Genomic DNA, 19228 nt, shown 5'->3' with positions numbered 1-19228 from the left:
GATGGGCAAATCGAGAACACACTCGATACAACGCGCATGAAGAGTTCTTGCTCTCGTGTCGTTCCTGCTGTCGGTAGCCACACAAGACCGACCATTTCGGATTGGCAAGGCAATCGACTTGTCCAAAGGACACACCTATCCATCCCGTGATGGTCATGCTTTGCTCCTGGCTGCATGTAGGGATTCATCCTGCATGGCCGTCTCTAGCAGCAGGGCTTTGCGCTTTAACTGCTCAACATGTGCATGCTCTGCGCGCAGCGCGGCTTGCAGCTCAAACTGGTGGTCTAGAAGCTCGCGCTTACCATTGCTCAAAGCTTCAACCTGTTGGAGCAAATCCCGGCGCGTCGAGGGCAAGCTGCTTATACGCAGTTGCTGACAGATGAGAACCAAGGCGAGCAGCAAGCCCAATCCTGCGGCCAGACCTACGACTGCCCAAAGCTGTGTGAATGACGCCATCTCGAATCCTCTGACTGCTGGCTCCTTGCCCTCAGGAGGAATATATGCAATCAAAATTTACACATCTGTAGTGTTTACATTAACAGGTAAACTTTTCAAGCATACGAGGGCATGCCCCCTGGCTCAAAAATAATGCAGCGACTCGCCACTGCCTTGTGGGTGAGGCTGAATACTGTGACTCACGGAATGTCTACAACCTGTAAGTCCAGCCCAACCATAGATTCTTGGCTGAATCCTGTTTCTGAGACCAACAGATCAGTCACGAACTCAAGCCCCAATTTCTGCTTACGCAGCCAATCCCTTGCTTCAACTTGCCTGGTGTAGTCTTCCGGCTTATCTAAGCCCCTGCGAATCAGTTCAGAGCGCGCGCTCCTGGTTGGTATCATCAACCCGCCGGCCTTGTCGGTACAGAAACTGTTGAGCAGCCCTTGTGGATCGAAATCTGGAAAGCAGATAACCCTCCTGACGCCCGCCAACGCCGTAGCTACAGCTGCGGGCGAATACTGAGGGCTTCCACGGAAAATCATTGGTATCTGGCTCATCCCTTCAGGCCAGATGTAGCGATGAAGGTGATACATAGGGCTGAGGTTTTCGACCAGAACGACCTCTTCTGCTCCATGGAGCGCGCTTGCCTGAAGCTGAAGTACAGCCCCCTTGGGCAGAGTGAAATCCCCCTGAGGTAGAAACAGGTCGCCACTCCCAGAGCTGACCAAAATAATGTCCCTGCCCACCCCTTCGCCCGATAGCTTTTCGCTTCGGGTCTTTTGCGCCAATGACATCCGATCGAGCTCACCGTCGAGCGGCCTCTCCTTCAAAGGGTCGAAGCCATACTCGTTCCTCACAATATCGCGAAGGTACTTGTGATCCGCCGCCGTTAGGCTAAACCGTGCCCCTTGCTTAGCGCCTATCCCGTACTGTGCATTAATACGTTTCCATAATTTGTTGGCCGTGACGTAATCCTTTGCTAAAGCTACCGTTTCGGCGATAGCTCTGATATCACCTGGCTGGATCATAGGTGGGGGCACACATGGTATTCAGCATGCATCAGCAATGCATGGCTCTGACGCGAGGTTGATCAAGGGCATGCTCTGAGCAAATCCAAATATCCGTGATGTACTGATTCGCTGAATATCGGCTCATTGGAAGCTCTTCGGGAACGATGCTGAAATTCAGCTTTCCTCCCGTATTTTTGACTTCTGACTGAAGCACAAGCAGATAGTTGTCCAGAGCACATAGCCAGACCTTGAGGTCATCCTCAGGATGGGCATTCAACAGCCAATAATCCACAGCCGATTGAGGAGCCTGAGCCTGCTTGTAAGCCTCCAGCATCGCGATAAGATGAGGCTCAGCAAATGGCGGCACCTCTTCCTCCTGCTCCAACTCAACGTCGGGCACTAACGGGTACTCACCTTCTTGCCTTTGAGCAACATCCCGTAAAATCCGCTCCTTGGGGGGAGGCAGACTGGCGATAATCGACTCCAACTGAGCGACGTAATCAGCATCTGTATGCCCTGCAACCGCATGCGCAGACAGACTCATACTCTGGGCACGAATACTCCCTGAGTAAGTCTTCGCGTCCTGCATGGGGAGCAAATCCAGAATATTTCCACTATCAAGCCAGGCATCAACAACAAGGATTAGTTGCCGTTGCCGCTTGCGCTTACGAACAGCGACACTGAGCTTGTTCAGACGAGAAATGAGGTCGTGCAGGTGAACGCGTTGCTTGGAGAGTGCGCTGAGAAAAAACTTCACAATCACTCGATGTAAGGTGCGGTCATCATGACAAAGCGGCGATAGGCTCTCGTACGTGAATAAGCTCAGCCGGTCATGAATATGCACTAGACGATCCGCCACATGGCGAATTTCACGCAGCTGGTCGGAGAGGCTATTAGAAAAATTGAAACCGGCCTCAACAAACATTCTTGTCGAAACAATCTCGCTGCGAATTGCTTTGATGATCTGGCGTAGCCGCAGGCTCAGCTTCTTCTCAACGCGTGCCATTCTGTCGACGCTGCCGCTATCACGTGCGCTCCCGTAGGATTCGCAAAGATTCGTAATGGCTATGATGCTTTCTTCCAAATCTAGAGCGGCTCTCTCGAATCCTGTCATCGAGATTTGAGCGCCCAGATCCAGCATCAACGACGACAGGCTGTAGACCCCATCATCAACATCAATAAGGTTTTTTGCGATTAGCCATGACAGAAGCTTCTTCTGCCCCTTTTCTTGGGTAGTGACTCCGAGCTCGTCTGAGTTTGCCAGCAACTCAAGCAGCTCCGCGTTGGCGGCGACGCTCTGCCCAAGTCGCTTCCAGTCTTCAGCCTTCAAAGCTCCAAGCCTCCCTGCACAGCAGCCAGCTCGTGACGATTCTCGGGCTCGGCAATTTCGTGATACGCAGCCACCCATTCCAAGGCCATGAAGACATAACCCATTTTTCCGGTCACTACATAATTTGCGCTTTGCGTGTTGGCTCGCACGAGGAAGCCCTCATCTGTTAAGGCCTCTAGCGCTCTCCCAAGGCTGTCTTTGTTATCGCGGGCTGAACTGATACGCCTAAAGATTTGGTGTCCCGCAAGGTCACGAAGCATCTCTGCGTATGTGGTATTGGCCTCGATAGCCTCGATCAGCCTAGAGAAAGAAACCTCCTCACCGGGTGCCAAGTACACATCACTGCCTTCAGCCCGGCTATACAGACGAATAAAGTCCAGTAAAGGTTTGATCTGATCACGAAGCCACGTCAGCTCACTGGCCACAGACTGGCGATCCTGAGGTGAGTCGAGCGATGCGTAACCTGCATAAAACGTATCCGGTGCAGCTTCATCACCAATACATGCCAGCACCCGCCCCACTGGCAGCAACCCTTGCTCTACTCGCACAGCTAGATCCTGATCAAGCATTGCCTGGTGAAGATCCGGTTGACTGAATGGGCAGATGAATCCCCCTCGAAGCAGTGTTTCAAGGCACTCACGCAAACGACTCATGCGTATATCCCCGCTTCCTTGCTCTCACCAATTTCGTCATTTAATACCTGGAGTGGATTCGTGCGAGGAGGCAGGTACTGAGTGACGATGACCCGCTCCCTCTGCCGACGTAGGGTGTAGCAATGCTGAAAGCGGCGAAGTAATTCAGGTGCGCCGCCTGGGAATCCAGCCAACATCCTGATATGCCGATTGTTGAAGTAGCTCACCAACGCGATGACGTTTTCTGGCGCGATTTCGAGAGCCTCATCGAACGGAATAGACATCTCAAAATCGGCCGTATCCCGCAGCAGCTCAAAAAGCGATACATAGATCATGTAGACGATGATCCTTGAAAGGCCCTGACTGCTGATCCCAATCAGTTGATTGTTCGTGGTTGCGACCTTATTACTGCCCTGGTCATCCACTCGAACCGACACGTCAAAGCAGTTGGAAAGTGTTGCGCCAAAGGCACCTTCCGCAAGCTTCTGCACTACCTGCTTCATCGCCGAGATAAACGAGGCCGATGGCAAGAGATCGGCTCCCAAAGCCTTCCAACGCGCAAACTCTCGCACATAGGCTTCTAACTCATCCCAGAAATCCAGCGCATGAATTCGAGATGACACATGAAACTCAAAGTTTCTGATCGCCGGGAAAGCACCTAATGTCTCTCTGGCCTTGTCTGTAGCCCTTCGGCCTAGTTTCAGGATCGTTTTGTGCAGATCCTTGAGCTGCCCTCGGCTATTCTCCAGCTCGGTGGACAGGTTGTGAATTTGCATGATCAGCAACCGTTTGTGATCGGGCTGACTATTGAGCAGGTCTAGCAGTGGCGGTGCTGCGTAAACCCACGCTTGGTATTCATCGTCAGCATCTGCTGTGGCCTGGCTGTAGATCCTGCTGATCTTCGCACCTTGGTGGGTGTGGGCAAGAGAACGTGCAGGGCTGCGTACAAACCGGTCATGGACAGTACGAAGCAATTCACGCCCTGAATCTGCAAGACGCTTACGGTTAACGGCCAATTGCGATGCCTGGTATTCCAGCTGAGCTACGGACATCCCTGTAGGTATGGACTCCGACGTGTTCGCCGCAACACTCGATAGGCGAGCAATAACCTTGGCCAGTCGATCTTGGTCTTTACTGACAATGTCCCATGTTTCGCGAAGCAGCTTGCGTGCATTGCTATGTAGCTTTCGTTGCGCATCAAGATCCTGCTCAAGACGTACCCTTTCCCTATCAGCCAGCTCCAGTGCTGCCTGCTTCCTTGATAACTCAAGGCCAAGCTCGGGTAGCCGAGGAAGATCATTAGCCAGAAAAAGCTCATAGCTTTCAATAAGGCTACGCGACTCGTTGCAGCGTTTGATTCTCTGCTCTAAATCGTCAATTTCTTTCAGGAGCTGATTGCGCTGAAGGTTATTGATACCCTTGGCACCAAGATCGTATTCAAGCGCCGCATTCACTCCTTCGATCTGCTGTTTTTCCTCACGCCTGAATCCATCTGCCTGGCTGTCATAGCTTTGCTTGTAGGTAGTTTTTTCTGCGTCGAGGGCATCAACGTGGAGCTTGGCTTCATTTTTAATGGCCAGGCGCTCCCGGCCAAATGCTGCTTCTAAAAGCTTTAACGCCTGTGCAGCCTCCCCGGCCAAAGCTGTCATCTCGATCAACTCAGCATTCAAACGCTCCAAGCTCTCGCGATGCTCAGCTTCAGCCCGCTCACACAAGGCTTCATGAGCACTAATTTGAGTTTTCAAATTTGCGTCGCACTCACTCCACTTCCTGCTGAGCTGCTCTGATACAAGCTTCTGATGCTTCAACTTCCCAGTGAGCTGGTCAGCCTCTTTCTGAATCCTTAACTGCTCTTGGTCGAGATCATCGAGCTGAATTGCCAACTCAGCAATCTGCACACGCATTTGCTCAAGGTTGGCAATCAAGCCATCGTCAAGGCGATCTAGATCAATCTCGTACCCATAAAGTGAGCTCCCTGAATCGCCCTTTCCCGATATTCGGGGAGAAAGATCAGTACGCAAGAGAATCTCAGCTGGAACGATCTTAGAAATGGTGGATACCCAGTCTGGAGAGCCCTCTGGACAGTAGCGAAGGAATCCAAGGAACGAATCCCGACCGGGTTCGCATTGACGCTTGAGCTCCTCCTGGAGCCTGACAAGCTCATTTCGATTGTTGGAAATGTTCTGTGTGCCACGGGCGCAGTCATCAAGACCTTCCTGAATCTTTCGAGTGTCTTTTTGGCATTGCGCAATCAGCTCATTCGTTTCGCTAAGAGCTGCATCCAAGCGGCGTATCGTTGCATTAGCTTCATCAATAGCGACCTGACTTTCGGGAGGCACCTTCATCCTAGCAAGCTGCGCGTGCTCACTTTGCAATTGCCCGCGACGCACCTCCAGCCCAGTCAGTTTTTGCTGGAGCGCGAGAGTCTCGACTCGCTCCCTTGCCTGGCAGTCGTCTAAGCCTTGCTCTCTTTTGGTCGTGATGTCTACGTAGCGATGCTCAAAATCCTCGGCAGCTACCTTGTAGTTCGCTTCCAGAGATTCTTTACCACGTGCAAAATCGTTTTTAATTTGCTGGATTCTGATCTCAGCGAAACGGCGTAGGTCAGCGCCCTCACGCTCAATATGTTCCTGTAGCTGGCGCTTCTCACTGACCGAAGAGCACATCCCCTCAAAGCGTTGATGCAGAGCCCGTAGCTCGTCAATGCCATGCTGCTGAAAGCGTTCCTGCCTATCTTCGACCGCTTTCAGAGACTGTTCAGCAGTCGTGGCGGCAACACCCGCTTCACTAACCTTAAGCCCAGCTTTACCCCGCAAATCGCTGGCCTGCTCGTTAAACTCACTCTCCTTCGCGGTTAGCAATTTAGCTTCGTCATCGAGCAGTCTGCTGTCTGCCTCTCGTTCTTCATTGAGCAAAGCTGCCCAACCCCGTAGCTTGCCCATTTCGGCAATACACGCTTCAAACTCATGACGAGTCGCATCAAGCTCAACGATGGTTTTGCCCAGCTCTTCAAGTGCTAGGTATCCATCTCGCGAGTCCAGGATTTCCTTGAAAGACTGCACCGAAAAGGTCTTAAGCATGTCGGCAGGATTGGCACTGTCCTGATCCAAAATACTGGCCATAGTCGACTTCATGGAGTCGAAAGTACCTTTACTCTCGATAAGCGCGACCGTTAGGCGGTCAAGCCCAGACAGATGCTTGCCACGCGGAGCCAACGAATATGCTGATCGCATCGTGCGAACCAGGTTTCGCTTGTCGATGCCGTCAATACCTTCAAGGTTATTGGAGTCGGTGTTGAATAGAATTGTGCGACCGTAATACAGCGGCGGGATTTGCGCGGTGCAGTCCACCCCCTGCTTCGACATGTGGCGCTGGAGTTCGGACGACATGACCATGCGTCCGGCTTCAATGTCGTCGTAGATGAGCTCGCTGCGCCAACCACTTTTCACAAAACGATAAGCGTAGGTATCGCTGCTCCTATGCATGACGACACAACGCAGGTGGCTCTCCCAATTCAGATACTCAAACACGATGAAGCTAGTCGGGTTGGGCAGGTACCAATCGGCAAATGATTTCTTATTCGAGTCGGCTGAAATCAACTCCCCTGGCTTTATGCCATAGAAAATCGGGATCAGACGCATGAAGCTGGTCTTGCCAATGCCGTTGGTACCCATGATGGCTGTGTTGCCATCTAGGCAAAGGTCAGCTTTGGTGCCACGACACAACGAATCAATCAGTACGATCCTAACCAGCCTCGACATAAAACACTCCTTTGTGGGTTGCCAGCCGCTGAGCTTTCCTTGGTAGCGGAAGTGCCAACCATATGCTTATAGAATAGATACCAAGCCCGATGCATCGCCAGAGCATTCATCGCCGTTGAAAGCCACCCCTAATATATGTCGCATAACCCTACATACCTATAGTGTTTACCTGAACAGGTAAACTATTCGCACACGTGGAGAAGCCATGAAAAGGTCACAGGCAGTCGAGCAGGTTCGCCGGGATCTGGCGCTGCGCTACCGCCTAATCGAAACGGTCGAAACGGTCGAAACGGTCGAAACGGTCGAAAATACTTCGCAAATTTGGATGAGCTCCAGCCATGGCTATATAAACGAGCACATACAAAGTATCTAAAACCTCACTGCGTTCAGCAGGTACTGAATCGCTCCCGTTTTCGTGCAAGGCTACGTCGTTTAAGTTAGGCAGCCATGGCCTGACCTTCTAGTTGCCGGTGGCAAGCTTGCCTAAGCCTCTTTCGGGAAGAGCCGATTGAGCTCAGCAGGCGCTGGTGGTTTTACCAGTGAGTCGATTTCAAGGCCACCATCCCCACGGCCTTACGTTCCTTCATTATGGACGGTGTTTCAGCTCGGTCAGGCGCGCGGTATAGCGGATCGAGTCGTACTGGCTGTCCAAGGCCGCGGTAGTAGATCAGCCTCATGTGCGACGCCGCTGACGTGACATGCAGCGCCTGCTTGAGGCATCCAGCACGAGCCGACCTTCATGCTGGCACTGGCTCTCCAGCAACGATGCGGGGCGCAAAGACGTCGATGACGGAGGCAGTGAAGGGGGGCATCGAAACGCTCATGCCTGAGCTACATCTATCCTTTGGGATCGTATCATCTCGTTCGCGTTGCGCAGCTCGCCATACTCTCGCCCGGGCGCTTCGGTGCGCTCCGCTAATCAGCGGTCAAGGCCAGATGATTGAAAGCTCGCGATGGACGGCGCAAGAATGATTGAAAAACAACTGTAATCGCAATATATGGTGCTTTAAGCAAAAACAACCACAACATCTTGCGTTTTAGCCAAAAAAATTTTGGCCGTTTCATTTTTTTGTTGTCAAACCTTAAGCCGCAGCCTGTCGGCCGCGAAGGAGGCGATCCCTAGGGAGAGGGAGGTGCCAGCTGCACATGCTCTTCAAATTTAACGGTCGTGCTTGATCAATGGATGCCACAAAATCGCGTCTCATCTGACACAAAAAATTCAGGATTCACATCACTCGCTTTTTTTTGTTCTCAAATATATAGATCCGTCTCGCGAATTTTTTTTCAACCCCCCTCTATTGGGAAACCCGACGATCGGTCGCTATTAGCAAACTGTAAATCCAGAAAGGTTTTCTATTTATCGTTTATTATCAATAACTTACAGACCATAAGACATAAAATTGCGGAACAAAGGTTTTATACGCGTTTTGTCATGGGGCCTAGCGGGAGCGAGAGATTCTCACGTGATTTAAACCAGTCGGTTTCATCCAAATTGCGGGCCGACAACCGCTCCGGAGCGGTTCACGTTCAGCTCATCCTATATAGCGGGTAAGCCTGACCAACGATTCAACGCCCCCTTCCTTAGCAGCTAAACCCATAGCATTAGAACCGGGATGCGTCACGCTGTACCGCGCCCCATCTCGCTGTAGAGTTCGGATTGCTACCCACCCAGCGGATGGGCGCCGGCTCGCATATGTCGCAGCGCGGCGTGATTATTCATAGCCGCCAGGCAGAAGTATTTGCTCATTCATTCCAGAACAGCCATGCCAGCCCCACCCCGCTCGGCAAGCTACCGCTTCCTCCATGGGCTAGATCAAAGCCCCACTGACACTTGATTGAGTTCTGGTCTAGCACCTGCATAGCAGTTCCCGACTGTTTCCGACACTCTGAGACGAGCTAATCTAGAATAACTTAGCTATGTGAACGATAACTTACGCAACCAAACCCTTTTTGCAGTAAAGAATATATCAAAAATATAACTAACTAGGCCAAACACCCAAGTGAAGGTTGATTGACTCACAAACACCGCGCATGCATATCCTGTACTGGTTCGGCACACAAGACAGGACATCCTCATGCGCTTATCTTATAAAATCAACGAAAAAACCTGTAACTTCCATTTTACAAATAACGTTATTTATCACGAAACCAACGACCTCTTATCGCTGCTAAACGTTACGTCAGATAAAGTTAATGCTTTTGCAAGTCAAGGGGTTACATTTGTCTACATGCCAGATGCAGAACCTAGAGAAACCTACAAAGCCGTTAATTACATTCGATGCATCCATGAGAACCAATTGATTATTTTCTTAGACGCCGCACTACAGACCGAAAAGAATCGATTAGTCCCAACGATTGAAAGGCTATACCGTATAATCTTGGACAAGCGCTTCGACTCGATAGTAGATATGTATACGAGCCAATTGTCTTTTCGGAGCGACATGGACGACAAGGAAATAGCAGCAACAATCGTGGTGATGTATCGCTTCACGTACGAATCCATGGAGATGTACGCGAAACGTGGAGCGCTAGGCGACAGCGCAAAGCTAGCATGGGTAAAAACAAAAAAGATCTTTCCGCCAAAATGTAAGACCATAAGCGAACAGCGCCTGTTTTCCCTGCTCACCTTGATCGCACCTATCTGGCCTCACCATGCGCAGCCCGTCTTCAAAAGATCTCCCAGTGTGAAAACTCACGAGAGACTTTGTTCTGTAATGAAGCCATTCAATACTCCCGGCCTTAGCAAGGAGCTCAAGGTGGACGCTTTATTCTCAGTGATCAGCTCATTAAAAACGGAGCTCCCAAAATTGAAAAGTGCAACTGATCAGATGCCAACGCCTTAACTTGGCTGAGTAAATGAACGTCTAAGCTTACTCAATGATGCATCATGGATCGTAATGCAGTCTGCTCACTTATTTTTACTTGAGAATGTAAAGCTCATAAGCAGGTAACCAAGCAATATCAGTGCGCTTGTCTAGTCCAGCCGACGGGATAGCAAATAAAATCGAAGCTTGGCTTACGGCCCAGATTTCGGGCAAGTCGAAAAGCACGTCCACGAATTACCGAAGCCGCGCCAAGCATGTACTGGCGGCTTTTGGAGAGCGGTTGCTCGCGGACGTGACTACTCAAGAGCCAGCAATTCAGAAATCAGCTGGTACGTAGCCGAGCAAATCCGGACGGCTTGTCGCCAAAGACCACTAATGATGTGCTGACGGTGTTACGAGGTGTCTGGGAGGATGCTAGGAAAAAAATGACATCACAAGCGCAAACCGCGCTGACGGGGTCGCAAACCATGTCCTAGAGCCTACCAGTATTGCTGATCCTTTCGATCTCGAAGAAATGCAGAAACTGCTCTGGAGATATCCGCAAAATATGGCGCCTGCGCGGATGCTGGTTTGCAACTGCTGGCTCGGCCTCTCGCGTTCCGAACTGACAGCCCTCGCGGCAGAAGACATCGACCTGGAGCGCAGAAGAGTTAGAGTCCGCCTTAAGCGACAAGGGGAACGTACATCGCGGCCAGTCAATAGCGGAGGCCCAGCGCAGTCACAACTGAACCAGCTACTGTGCAATGGCAGCTACCCCGCCGATTCGAGCCTACGGTAGTATAGGAAGCGGATCCAAAGCGACGCAGACATATCCGCCGGTTTCGCTGTCAACGTAACTGATGCCCATTTTGAGCGACGGATCCAGCTTCGCAATAAATGCAGAGGTTACGTAGCTCAAATACCTGTGTTGATGGCCTTCGTACGTGAACGCCAGGATGCCCTTGGATGTGTTGTAGAGATCATTCTCCTCTCGTAGCCACTGGACAAAGTCTTTTTGCGACGCAGGGAGCTTAGCGTTGCGTACATCCGCCAGGTGGCTCCCAAGCACCGACGCCACGCCCCCGGCAATCAGGAACAGAATCCGCGCCTGCCTGACTAACCTCTGCTCATCGTACGCGCACACGTCAGCAGCAAATATTCTGTTGACGCCGCTCTGTGAGAACAGCGTTGGATAACCGACTTCAAACGAGATGAGCGATTGCATATTCCCACCAAAAAAAAGACGTGAGCTTGGATGAAACCGACCGGCGTAATGGCCGTACATCAGCATCAGTGAAGAGACGGGGGAGCCGGATGAACGCCGGTCAGGAGAATCGTCAACATCGTATAAAGCGACTCAAGACCGCCCTCCTCCCGAAATGTCACCACGACATAGAAGCTGCCGCTATACGTGTGTAGAAGCCAAAATTCTCCATATCGGTGCGCCTCAATTATTTGCGAGGTTCGAATCCGATGACCGTCCGCGAATCGCCCATGAATGTCATTTCGAACATGTCTGTGTGTAATACCAAGACAGCATCCGGTAAGGAAATAACAGTCGGTTAAATAAGCTGTCACTGGGCGGCCGAACGAGGTGCTAATGGCACGTTCAAGCTTGGCTGCTGCCGTAGTCGTCGCCTCCCCGCTGTTATGGATTGGAAGCTTCATATCGTTAGCACCAAATCAGGATTGAAACCCGTCTCTTCATTTGGATAACCGCGGGGGTTACAGACAACCCGGGTGCCCTCAAAGTCGTAGTCGACCGCTGTGTGCGAATGCCCATGCACCCACAGCGCAACGCGCTCACCGCACATCAAATCTTCACAGTCATGGACATAGGCTGCATCAAGCAATGTGCCGGCATCGGGACTATCGACCAACGAGCGAAGCGAGGGCGCGTGATGGGTAATCACCACTGTTTTTCCGTCGAACGGCTCGGCTAGTTTCGAGCGCAGCCATGCGCGCGCTTTAAGAGACTCCTTCACCAGATCGTTCGGCACGATCCGCCGGAGCGACTCGGTGCGGATGTACCGAAAATCGTTCATGCAAGTACGCGCATGCCACCCGGCCAGGTGCGCATTACCCATTGCCGCGTAGTCCGTCCACATCGTGCATCCGAGAAAACGAACGCATCCAATCACTGATTCGTGCATATTCATGACCTGTACACGACCGTCCCGAGCGGAGGAACGCATCGTCACCAATGTGTAGGTCAGGTGGCCGGAATAGAACTCGTGATTACCGGGCACGTAGAGAACCGCTCCACTAAAGTTATCCAAAGCCCAGCGAACGCCACGGGCTTTGGTGTGAACGTCACCCGCCAGAATGACCACATCAGCGTCCGTGATGACCGGCTGGTAAGAGCTCACCTCAAGATGCAGATCGGATAGCAGGTGAATACGCATGACAAGACTCGGTTGGCTCGAAAGAAAGATCAAGAACGCCGCAATTCGGCCTGAATACACGCCTAGCTGTCGGCCCAATAGTCGTCGCGAGCGATGCGCCCAAAATCGTGGTCGTCATGCTGCGGTGCCTCATCAAACAAGTGATGTATGCGTCGCTCCTGCCGGAGGTGCGCCAAAGCCATGAAGAAGCAGGTCTCACACAACCGGACGCGGTAACGCTCACCGTCATGGCGCGCGCCATACCCCCAATGCGCTTTCAACAGAGCGAACTGCTCGCCGTACCCAGGCACCCGCGTGGAGTTACCGCAGACGTCGCAATGCACGTCAGGGTGACGATTGGCCGTCATTGCCATTTCGCCCCTCCCCATACCGAGCCTCTACCAAAACATCTTAAGAACTGTGGAGGCTTCGGCGCTCTTACGAACGCCTGGGCCAACAAGCACATATCGGGTATTGCGTGTTCTAAAAATGCACCCGTCAGCAAACTCAACAAGTTGCGTCGTTCTTACACAATCACCAAAATTGAATCGCTGGGCGCTGTCGTACAACACTTGGCTTGCATACACCATTACCGGCTGTTGACCGGACGCCTGTAACGCTTCTCGTAGTGCGTCGGGCACGATAAGATCAATCCAAATCCAGTCACGCACGACACAGAATGGTTTTTCATCAATAAACCCAGCCGCAGCCCCCCGCGCACATGCCTCCTCCAACGACATGTCGATACCAGGCATTACCTCACCCGGGGCGTATAATAAATCGGATACTTTCTTTAAATCGTCCATACCCTCTCCTTATCTGGGTAATCAAGATCTAATAAGGCAGAATTTTGGCGAAACTCCCCTGCCTGGTGAACAACCTGCCCCAAGGATGAAAAAACTGTGTCCCAATAAATGTCAGTACTGACTATTGCCTATATATAGCTTGAAGATCGAATATGCGGTTTATAGTTATTAACCCTAAACCACCTAACAAAAACTAGGCTGGACAGGCAGCAAGCTGATCCGGCTGGAGAGGACTGTAGATCCAAGATTTTTTAAAGCGAGAATGCTTTACTGAAGCTATTAACGGCTTAGCTACATTGTCAAAGTACGACGACGTAAGATGACAACATCTAAGATCTGCCCCGCCGATACGCGCATCCAAAAAGGAACATTGGGAGAAATATGAACATCGTAGATCTGCTCCTTCCAGATTAGCGCCGCTGAGGTCAATCTGGCCCAGTCGAATGCCCGGCCCAATTACTCCCGTATCGTCAGAAGAGTAGAACTTGGCCTCGCTCAAGTCAGCGCGGACAAAACTACTCACAGACATCGCCCAAATACCCGAGATCAACGCGCCGCGTCCCCGCAAGCCAGCGAAGCTAATGGTCGACCTGCAAAGCCTAGCCCCGAACCGCCACGCCAGTGCGTCGCTGAATTCGAAACCATCGAAGTTTGCGCCTTGCAGATGCGCAGCCACGGCAAGAGGTATCCTTTTGCTCAAGGCGTCCTCAATCGCCTCAACGCAACGCGTGTAAGCTTGGATCGACGGTCGAACGGGGCGAAAGCTGGGCCAAATCCTAGCTTTGAGATTGAGTTCTATGTACGCCGCTAGATGTTCCTGATTTCTATGAAAATCGAGATAACCGCCGAACCCCCATTGCCGCGCAATGAGCTCAAGGCATTGTTGGTGGTTCGGGATATAGCCTGGAACGAAACCTGCCTCCTCGGCCAACTGAATAGCATGTCGATGATTTAGCATCATAGCTTGGCGCAGCTTCGCCGCCTCTAACCTTAAGCCTACTGGATTAACCAAACGATTAAACATTAATCACCACCGACACATATAATGTGTAGGCATAGTCCAACCGTTTAACTTAGGCGTCAAGTACTTTTTATATTCGCCACACACACTTTCTCGACAAGCGGTATTTCTAATACATGTATATTGTCAAGTTAGTGGTTAACGCACGCAAACATATAAAGCGTTGCCTGATTGCATACCCGACAGACCTACTAATGAGACATGCGAAATCTGTCCAACCTAATGAAGGCAGCACATCAGCGTAGGCATACATTACGGATGGATGTTGATGCCGCCGGTGTCTCCACCTTGTTTCCGGGCAACGAACAGCGAAACTAGCTAGCGAATGTCTCGGGGGGGTCACGCTCGCAACTGACGGTTCCAATGAAGGGGCCCCTGAACCGAAGGCTCGCCAAGGCCGCGCTTGTAAACTGATCAGAGTAACATCGCGGACTCGCCCGGTTATTGACATCGGCGGGTGGGCGCTGATGCGCAGCCGGATTGCCCAAAAGGCCCTGCCTTCGGTCAACGCCAAGCAGCGTTAGGGCTTAAGCATCTGTCAGCAGTTTGCGCATTCGCTGATAGTCGCAAGCACGCACACGCATTGCTGCACAGGTGTCAGCCGTTAGACGGGTCTCGTAAGGGAAGGCCTAAAGCAGCAACCGAATTGTTGCTCCAGACCTGGCGGGGTAGGATCCGGTATCCGAGAATGCTAGATTTCCGCCAAGTCATAACTGAAAGTGGTTTCAGCTTTGGCACGCGGCAACCATGAGCGTCAACGCCTCAGTAGGCCGTCAGAACTACGGCGCAGCTGGCCCTCTATACATTGCTCTATCGCGCCTGCCCTTCATACTTCGACGGCCGCGCCGCGCCCCGTCTCGCTATCCGACGCATACATTTGCCTTTTTCCTTTAACAACGAGAGGCGAAATCCAACGATAGATGAAGGTTCGGTCACCTAAGCGAGGCCCTTTCCAGAAACCATGCCAGTGACCTCTTCGCAGATGCGCTTTTACCGACCGCCCATTCAGCTGAGCCTCATGCTCATTTCGAAAGCTCCGTCCAACTTTACTGCCTACGTTGAAGATCTTCGGCTTCTCTGGCGTGAAGAGATATAGACCACTCTTTCCCTTTTTAAAAACTGATTTGCGGGATGATGGCTCAGGCATCAGGGCTGGATCGATGTCCGGCTCTTCAGAGCATAGATATAACAAGATCGAGATAAGCGGTCTTAGCTGTTTAACCTTGTACTCCTGCAAAAGTGATCCAAGCTGCCCGGTATCAAGAAGCCCTCCGAGATTCGTGCTCACGACCTTGAGTACCTTAGTCACCGCCTCCTCGACTGACCATTCACCCAGATGTAACGGCTCAGGGATCAGGCCTTGGGTGGTATTCAATACCAATCTAAGCTCCTCTCGCTGAAGATTCATGTCCCATTCCAAATGCGCCCAAAAGCCATGTAGCGCGGACTCGAAATACGTTAATCCAGGCGTTTCAATGTAGACACACCATTCAGGCAGCCGCCGGAGTACGTCACACGGCAGTACGCCTGAACACTCAGTCCTAGCAAGTTCAGCAAGAAGATGCGCGTCCATACGGTAAATGCCCTGCGAATAGCGCCAGGTGCCGATTGCCGAGAGCGTGCCTACTGTAGCGGCAACTTCCATGGGGCTCGCGTACCGATTACTTTTACGAGCCTGCGTCTGGATTATGGCTGCCCAAGCCGCCATTGGAAGAAAACACCAGTTCGGCCATTCTTGCTCCCCCGGCTCGCCCTTAGCCTTGAGGAACGTCGCGACCCAAGAAGACATGCTTGGATATTTTTTCGTAGCCTGCCTTAGGTGCTGCATCGGGCTGACATTATCCATTCTGCGGCTCCCACTCCAATACGCGCACCAGTGTTGAACCCACGGTTTTGTAGATTTTCAGGAAAGCATCTTCGTGCTTAGTAAACCTCTTTCTCTCTCTCACGCTCTCGCCTCACCGTCAGCTTGATTTAATAGCATCTGCTATGGCCGCCTATATTAATAAGCATTTGGCTATTGTCAACAGCTTTTATTGACAATGCTATTACCGATGAGTACTATTCAGCCAATACAGAGGAAACGATGCTGATGAAGCCTATCGACCCAAACACACTCGGCGGCCGTATTGCACTAGCGCGCAAAACCCGACAGCTCACCCAAGCCAAGCTTGCCAAGCTGGCCGGTATCACTCAGTCGAGCATTGCTCTACTAGAAAGCGGGTCATCGAAGACCTCAAATAACGCGATGGAGCTCGCTCAGGCTCTTCATGTACCGGTGGAGTGGCTTCTTTACGGGGATAGTTTCGACGGAACCTCAGCGGCACATGCTCCGGAAGGAAACCGCCCGGGAGGACAGGACAAAAGCAACAGTGACGTAACGCTCGTAATGCATCGAGCACTGGATAGCTTTGCGGCTAGGCTGACGTTCCGAAGAGAGCAGTGCGGCCTCACGCAGGCTCAATTGGCCTCCAGATCAGGGCTCTCCCAGGCAACCATTGGCAATCTGGAAACCGGGCGAAATAAAGGCACTAAAAAGATTCTCGAATTGGCTAAGACGCTGCATGTCACGCCTGACTGGCTCGTTCACGGCGGGAACCTTGATAAGGCTAGATCTGCGGCTGTACGCCAAGATTTTGGGCTTCTGCCAAGAGAAGAGCTACAGCAAAATCGGTGGCAGACTTTGCTCAACGGCGCCGTAGTTCAACCCGAAACGGAAGATGTGCCTTCACAACGATCTGCTGGGACGCATTTGCGTTCACCATCAGTGCTGCCGATCATCTCTTGGACAGACCAAGCACTGCGGAGCCCAGAGCGGGCCCACCTGAGCCCTTCAGAGGAAGGATATTTTCTTAGCCCCTTCGAGCAGAGTCCCCAGGCTTTCTGGATGAGGATTTCCTTCGACGTTATGGAACCTGAATATCTGCCAAACGACCTCGTCCTAGTCGATCCTGCCGTAACACCGAAAAGTACGGATGACATTGTGATCCTTGATCCAAAAGGAGCACCAGGATTCGGTCGGCTGCGGCAAACTTTGAATGGGCGGTATCTCGAAACTCTCAATGACCATTACCCGGACAGGATGCATCGTATCGAAGATGATGCTTTGGTCGTGGGTACGGTCATAGCTTCATTGAGGCAGCGCCGCGCCAAGGCCTAGTTTGCGGTTTTTTTTACCCCCATTAATAGCATTTGCTATTTTAACTACCGAAAGGAAAAGCAATGACAGCAACAGCGGAACAACTCATCAATAACTATGACGTTCCCGCCCTTGGGGCTAAGCATTTATTCGTCATCCATCCTGCTAAGTGGGTCAGACAGGAACTGATATTCCCGATTTTTGGCATCAGTACCGAGGCCGCTCGGAAATATCGTGCCAGCGGCCAGTGGCATGAGGGCAAACATTGGGATCGCGATCCTGCTAGACGGATCGTATATAACCGCGAAGCCATCGAGAAATGGATGTCAGGAGCGCTATGACTATGGAGATGCCAAAAGGAGTTGAAATTCACAACGGGAAAGTCCGGATCAGCTTCATGCTTAATGGCAAACGCCAGCGTGAGGTGATCCGGGACATGTCGGTGAGCGCAAAAACCATCGCGTACGCCAAAAGCGTTCGCGAACTGGTGGTCGATGAGATCAAGCGCGGCGTGTTTGACTACCAACGTCGATTCCCCGACTCAGCAAAGGTGACTCAGACTGAAGCGGCCGGTCAGGTGCAGCGTCCTCTTCCTGTCCAACCTACTGCGACGCATTCAGAGCCCGCATCCACAACCATGACGGTCAAAGAAGGCGTGATGCTCTGGCTGCGTGTATCGAAAAGCGATAAGGCGTCGACGACGTACCTAAACTACAAGTGCAAAGCAGGACATGTCATCCGGTACTTTGGCGACACCCCCATTGACCGGGTAACGATTCAAGATCTCAGATTATTTCGCAATCGCCTTGTGAAGCCTGAGAACGGTACGAAGGGGCTGTCTCCAAAGACCGTCAATGACGTTCTGACAGTAGTCCGCGGGGTATGGGCTGATGCCAGTGCAAATGGTCTCATCGCCAACAACCACCTGAAGAACATCCATAACCACAAGGTGAAATACAAAAGCCTGGCTGATCCGTTCACACGTGTAGAAATCGACCGTATCCGCCGTGCAGACCCTGAAAGGCTGCGTGAAGCACGCGTGGTGGTTATGAACTGCTGGATCGGCTTGTCACGCTCTGAGTTGATGGGACTGGCCCGTGAGGATGTCGATCTCGATAACCTGGTGATCCATGTCCGGCGGGCGTACGTGGATGGCATCTACCGCATCCCAAAGGAGGAGACACGTGAACGCTTTGTCGAGCTGATCAAACCTGCGGCTGAGTTGATGAAACTTATCCTGGAAGACACCGCTGCCTGCAAACCACAGCAGATTGATGTCACTCAGCGGGACAACCTAACCAGCGAACAGGAGCGAGTCACCTTCCTGTTCAGAGACTGGACTACGGACAAGGCCTGGAATCCTGACCACCTGGATGAATGGTTTAAGGAGCATCTGGTCAAGTCCAAGGTGAACCACCGAGGCATCAACCAGTGCCGTCATACGTTTGCGAGCCAGGCCCTATCCAGTCACGTCAAACTGGAGTGGCTAGCCAAGCAGCTTGGTCACGCTGACACCACCATGATTAAGAAACACTATGCAAAGCTGATCCCTGATGACACAAAACGGATGGGTAGTGATGTCTCCGAGCAAATGGGATTTGGGGTGGATTGGAGCGGTGCGTAGCGGTCTCGGAGGCTTAGATTTTGCCCCCAAATGCCCCCAATTTTGCCCCCAAGCGGTTTTTTACCTATCTGAAAGACATGAAAAAGCCCCGTAACTCATTGAATTACGGGGCTTTTTTGTGTGGCGGAGAGATAGGGATTTGAACCCTAGGTACCCGCGAGGGTACAACGGATTTCGAATCCGTCCCGTTCGGCCACTCCGGCATCTCTCCAGCGGCGCGCATCATAGCAGCTGGAGCAGGTTTGTCGAACCCCAACTGCATAGATTTTTTACCGT

Annotated in this window: 16 protein-coding genes and 1 tRNA gene; 5 read left to right on the top strand and 12 right to left on the bottom strand. The window is 51.9% G+C overall.

The features are described 5' to 3' along the window. Positions 1-153 precede the first annotated feature (153 nt). The 5 genes from CW305_RS04075 to CW305_RS04055 form a co-directional block, all read right to left on the bottom strand. On the bottom strand, positions 154-456 hold the full coding sequence (locus CW305_RS04075; protein WP_245890966.1) for a hypothetical protein: 303 nt from the start codon (positions 454-456) through the stop codon (positions 154-156). Between the two features lie 179 nt (positions 457-635). Then, positions 636-1469 (bottom strand): DUF7281 domain-containing protein, encoded by an 834-nt coding sequence (locus CW305_RS04070; RefSeq protein ID WP_104097152.1) that lies wholly within the window; start codon positions 1467-1469, stop codon positions 636-638. Positions 1470-1500: 31 nt separating this feature from the next. Next, positions 1501-2781, bottom strand: coding sequence for a hypothetical protein (locus CW305_RS04065; protein ID WP_104097151.1), 1281 nt, complete (start codon positions 2779-2781; stop codon positions 1501-1503). Continuing rightward, the gene (locus tag CW305_RS04060) at positions 2778-3434 is read right to left on the bottom strand and encodes a hypothetical protein (protein ID WP_104097150.1); all 657 of its coding nucleotides are present in this window, start codon (positions 3432-3434) and stop codon (positions 2778-2780) included. Before CW305_RS04060 ends, CW305_RS04065 begins: the two co-directional genes overlap by 4 nt. Continuing rightward, positions 3431-7174 (bottom strand): ATP-binding protein, encoded by a 3744-nt coding sequence (locus CW305_RS04055; RefSeq protein ID WP_104097149.1) that lies wholly within the window; start codon positions 7172-7174, stop codon positions 3431-3433. Before CW305_RS04055 ends, CW305_RS04060 begins: the two co-directional genes overlap by 4 nt. Before the next feature lie 205 nt (positions 7175-7379). On the opposite strand from CW305_RS04055, the gene CW305_RS23345 reads away from it, so the two are divergent. Both CW305_RS23345 and CW305_RS04050 read left to right on the top strand, forming a co-directional pair. Continuing rightward, positions 7380-7547 (top strand): hypothetical protein, encoded by a 168-nt coding sequence (locus tag CW305_RS23345; protein WP_181063860.1) that lies wholly within the window; start codon positions 7380-7382, stop codon positions 7545-7547. A gap of 1702 nt (positions 7548-9249) precedes the next feature. Next, the gene (locus tag CW305_RS04050; protein ID WP_104097148.1) at positions 9250-10017 is read left to right on the top strand and encodes a hypothetical protein; all 768 of its coding nucleotides are present in this window, start codon (positions 9250-9252) and stop codon (positions 10015-10017) included. 751 nt (positions 10018-10768) lie between these two features. Here the strand turns inward: CW305_RS04050 and CW305_RS04045 are convergent. From CW305_RS04045 to CW305_RS04015, 6 genes are all read right to left on the bottom strand, one after another. Further along, positions 10769-11203 carry a hypothetical protein gene (locus CW305_RS04045; protein ID WP_104097147.1) on the bottom strand — a complete coding sequence of 145 codons (435 nt, stop codon included), beginning with the start codon at positions 11201-11203 and terminating at the stop codon, positions 10769-10771. Between the two features lie 439 nt (positions 11204-11642). Next, complete coding sequence (locus tag CW305_RS04035; RefSeq protein WP_104097145.1) at positions 11643-12383, bottom strand: metallophosphoesterase; 741 nt, start codon at positions 12381-12383, stop codon at positions 11643-11645. Positions 12384-12445: 62 nt separating this feature from the next. Next, entirely contained in the window at positions 12446-12736 is a 291-nt protein-coding gene (locus CW305_RS04030) for a hypothetical protein (RefSeq protein WP_181063845.1), read from the bottom strand. A gap of 24 nt (positions 12737-12760) precedes the next feature. Then, positions 12761-13168, bottom strand: a complete 408-nt coding sequence (locus tag CW305_RS04025) for a DUF6957 family protein (protein ID WP_104097143.1) — start codon at positions 13166-13168, stop codon at positions 12761-12763. A 193-nt stretch (positions 13169-13361) separates the two neighbouring features. After that, positions 13362-14192, bottom strand: a complete 831-nt coding sequence (locus CW305_RS04020; RefSeq protein WP_104097142.1) for a pentapeptide repeat-containing protein — start codon at positions 14190-14192, stop codon at positions 13362-13364. Positions 14193-15015: 823 nt separating this feature from the next. Then, on the bottom strand, positions 15016-16035 hold the full coding sequence (locus tag CW305_RS04015) for an AcrVA2 family anti-CRISPR protein (RefSeq protein ID WP_104097141.1): 1020 nt from the start codon (positions 16033-16035) through the stop codon (positions 15016-15018). 174 nt (positions 16036-16209) lie between these two features. Here CW305_RS04015 and CW305_RS04010 point away from each other — a divergent pair, with 174 nt between their 5' ends. From CW305_RS04010 to CW305_RS04000, 3 genes are all read left to right on the top strand, one after another. Beyond that, a complete protein-coding gene (locus tag CW305_RS04010) occupies positions 16210-17349 on the top strand; it encodes a helix-turn-helix domain-containing protein (RefSeq protein WP_146067135.1) in 1140 nt (379 codons plus the stop codon). 62 nt (positions 17350-17411) lie between these two features. Then, the gene (xisR, locus tag CW305_RS04005; protein WP_104097139.1) at positions 17412-17669 is read left to right on the top strand and encodes an excisionase family protein; all 258 of its coding nucleotides are present in this window, start codon (positions 17412-17414) and stop codon (positions 17667-17669) included. Then, positions 17666-18952: an Arm DNA-binding domain-containing protein gene (locus tag CW305_RS04000; protein WP_245890965.1), complete on the top strand. Its 1287-nt coding sequence runs from the start codon at positions 17666-17668 to the stop codon at positions 18950-18952. The genes xisR and CW305_RS04000 overlap by 4 nt, the downstream gene beginning before the upstream one ends. 121 nt (positions 18953-19073) lie before the next feature. On the opposite strand, the gene CW305_RS03995 is transcribed toward CW305_RS04000, so the two are convergent. After that, a tRNA-Ser gene (locus tag CW305_RS03995) sits at positions 19074-19163 on the bottom strand. Between the last annotated feature and the right edge of the window lie 65 nt (positions 19164-19228).

The sequence above is a fragment of the Stutzerimonas kunmingensis genome (assembly GCF_002929225.1).
Lineage (GTDB): Bacteria > Pseudomonadota > Gammaproteobacteria > Pseudomonadales > Pseudomonadaceae > Stutzerimonas.
Note: the sequence above shows the minus strand (reverse complement) of the source record. Positions and strands in the feature narration are given on the sequence as shown.

Bases quoted from the DNA above. Each gene is read 5' to 3' on its own strand.
- CW305_RS04075 (WP_245890966.1), bottom strand. From the start codon at position 456: ATGGCGTCATTCACACAGCTTTGGGCAGTCGTAGGTCTGGCCGCAGGA.
- CW305_RS04070 (WP_104097152.1), bottom strand. From the start codon at position 1,469: ATGATCCAGCCAGGTGATATCAGAGCTATCGCCGAAACGGTAGCTTTA.
- CW305_RS04060 (WP_104097150.1), bottom strand. From the start codon at position 3,434: ATGAGTCGTTTGCGTGAGTGCCTTGAAACACTGCTTCGAGGGGGATTC.
- CW305_RS04055 (WP_104097149.1), bottom strand. From the start codon at position 7,174: ATGTCGAGGCTGGTTAGGATCGTACTGATTGATTCGTTGTGTCGTGGC.
- CW305_RS23345 (WP_181063860.1), top strand. From the start codon at position 7,380: ATGAAAAGGTCACAGGCAGTCGAGCAGGTTCGCCGGGATCTGGCGCTG.
- CW305_RS04050 (WP_104097148.1), top strand. From the start codon at position 9,250: ATGCGCTTATCTTATAAAATCAACGAAAAAACCTGTAACTTCCATTTT.
- CW305_RS04045 (WP_104097147.1), bottom strand. From the start codon at position 11,203: ATGCAATCGCTCATCTCGTTTGAAGTCGGTTATCCAACGCTGTTCTCA.
- CW305_RS04035 (WP_104097145.1), bottom strand. From the start codon at position 12,383: ATGCGTATTCACCTGCTATCCGATCTGCATCTTGAGGTGAGCTCTTAC.
- CW305_RS04030 (WP_181063845.1), bottom strand. From the start codon at position 12,736: ATGGCAATGACGGCCAATCGTCACCCTGACGTGCATTGCGACGTCTGC.
- CW305_RS04025 (WP_104097143.1), bottom strand. From the start codon at position 13,168: ATGGACGATTTAAAGAAAGTATCCGATTTATTATACGCCCCGGGTGAG.
- CW305_RS04020 (WP_104097142.1), bottom strand. From the start codon at position 14,192: ATGTTTAATCGTTTGGTTAATCCAGTAGGCTTAAGGTTAGAGGCGGCG.
- CW305_RS04015 (WP_104097141.1), bottom strand. From the start codon at position 16,035: ATGGATAATGTCAGCCCGATGCAGCACCTAAGGCAGGCTACGAAAAAA.
- xisR (WP_104097139.1), top strand. From the start codon at position 17,412: ATGACAGCAACAGCGGAACAACTCATCAATAACTATGACGTTCCCGCC.
- CW305_RS04000 (WP_245890965.1), top strand. From the start codon at position 17,666: ATGACTATGGAGATGCCAAAAGGAGTTGAAATTCACAACGGGAAAGTC.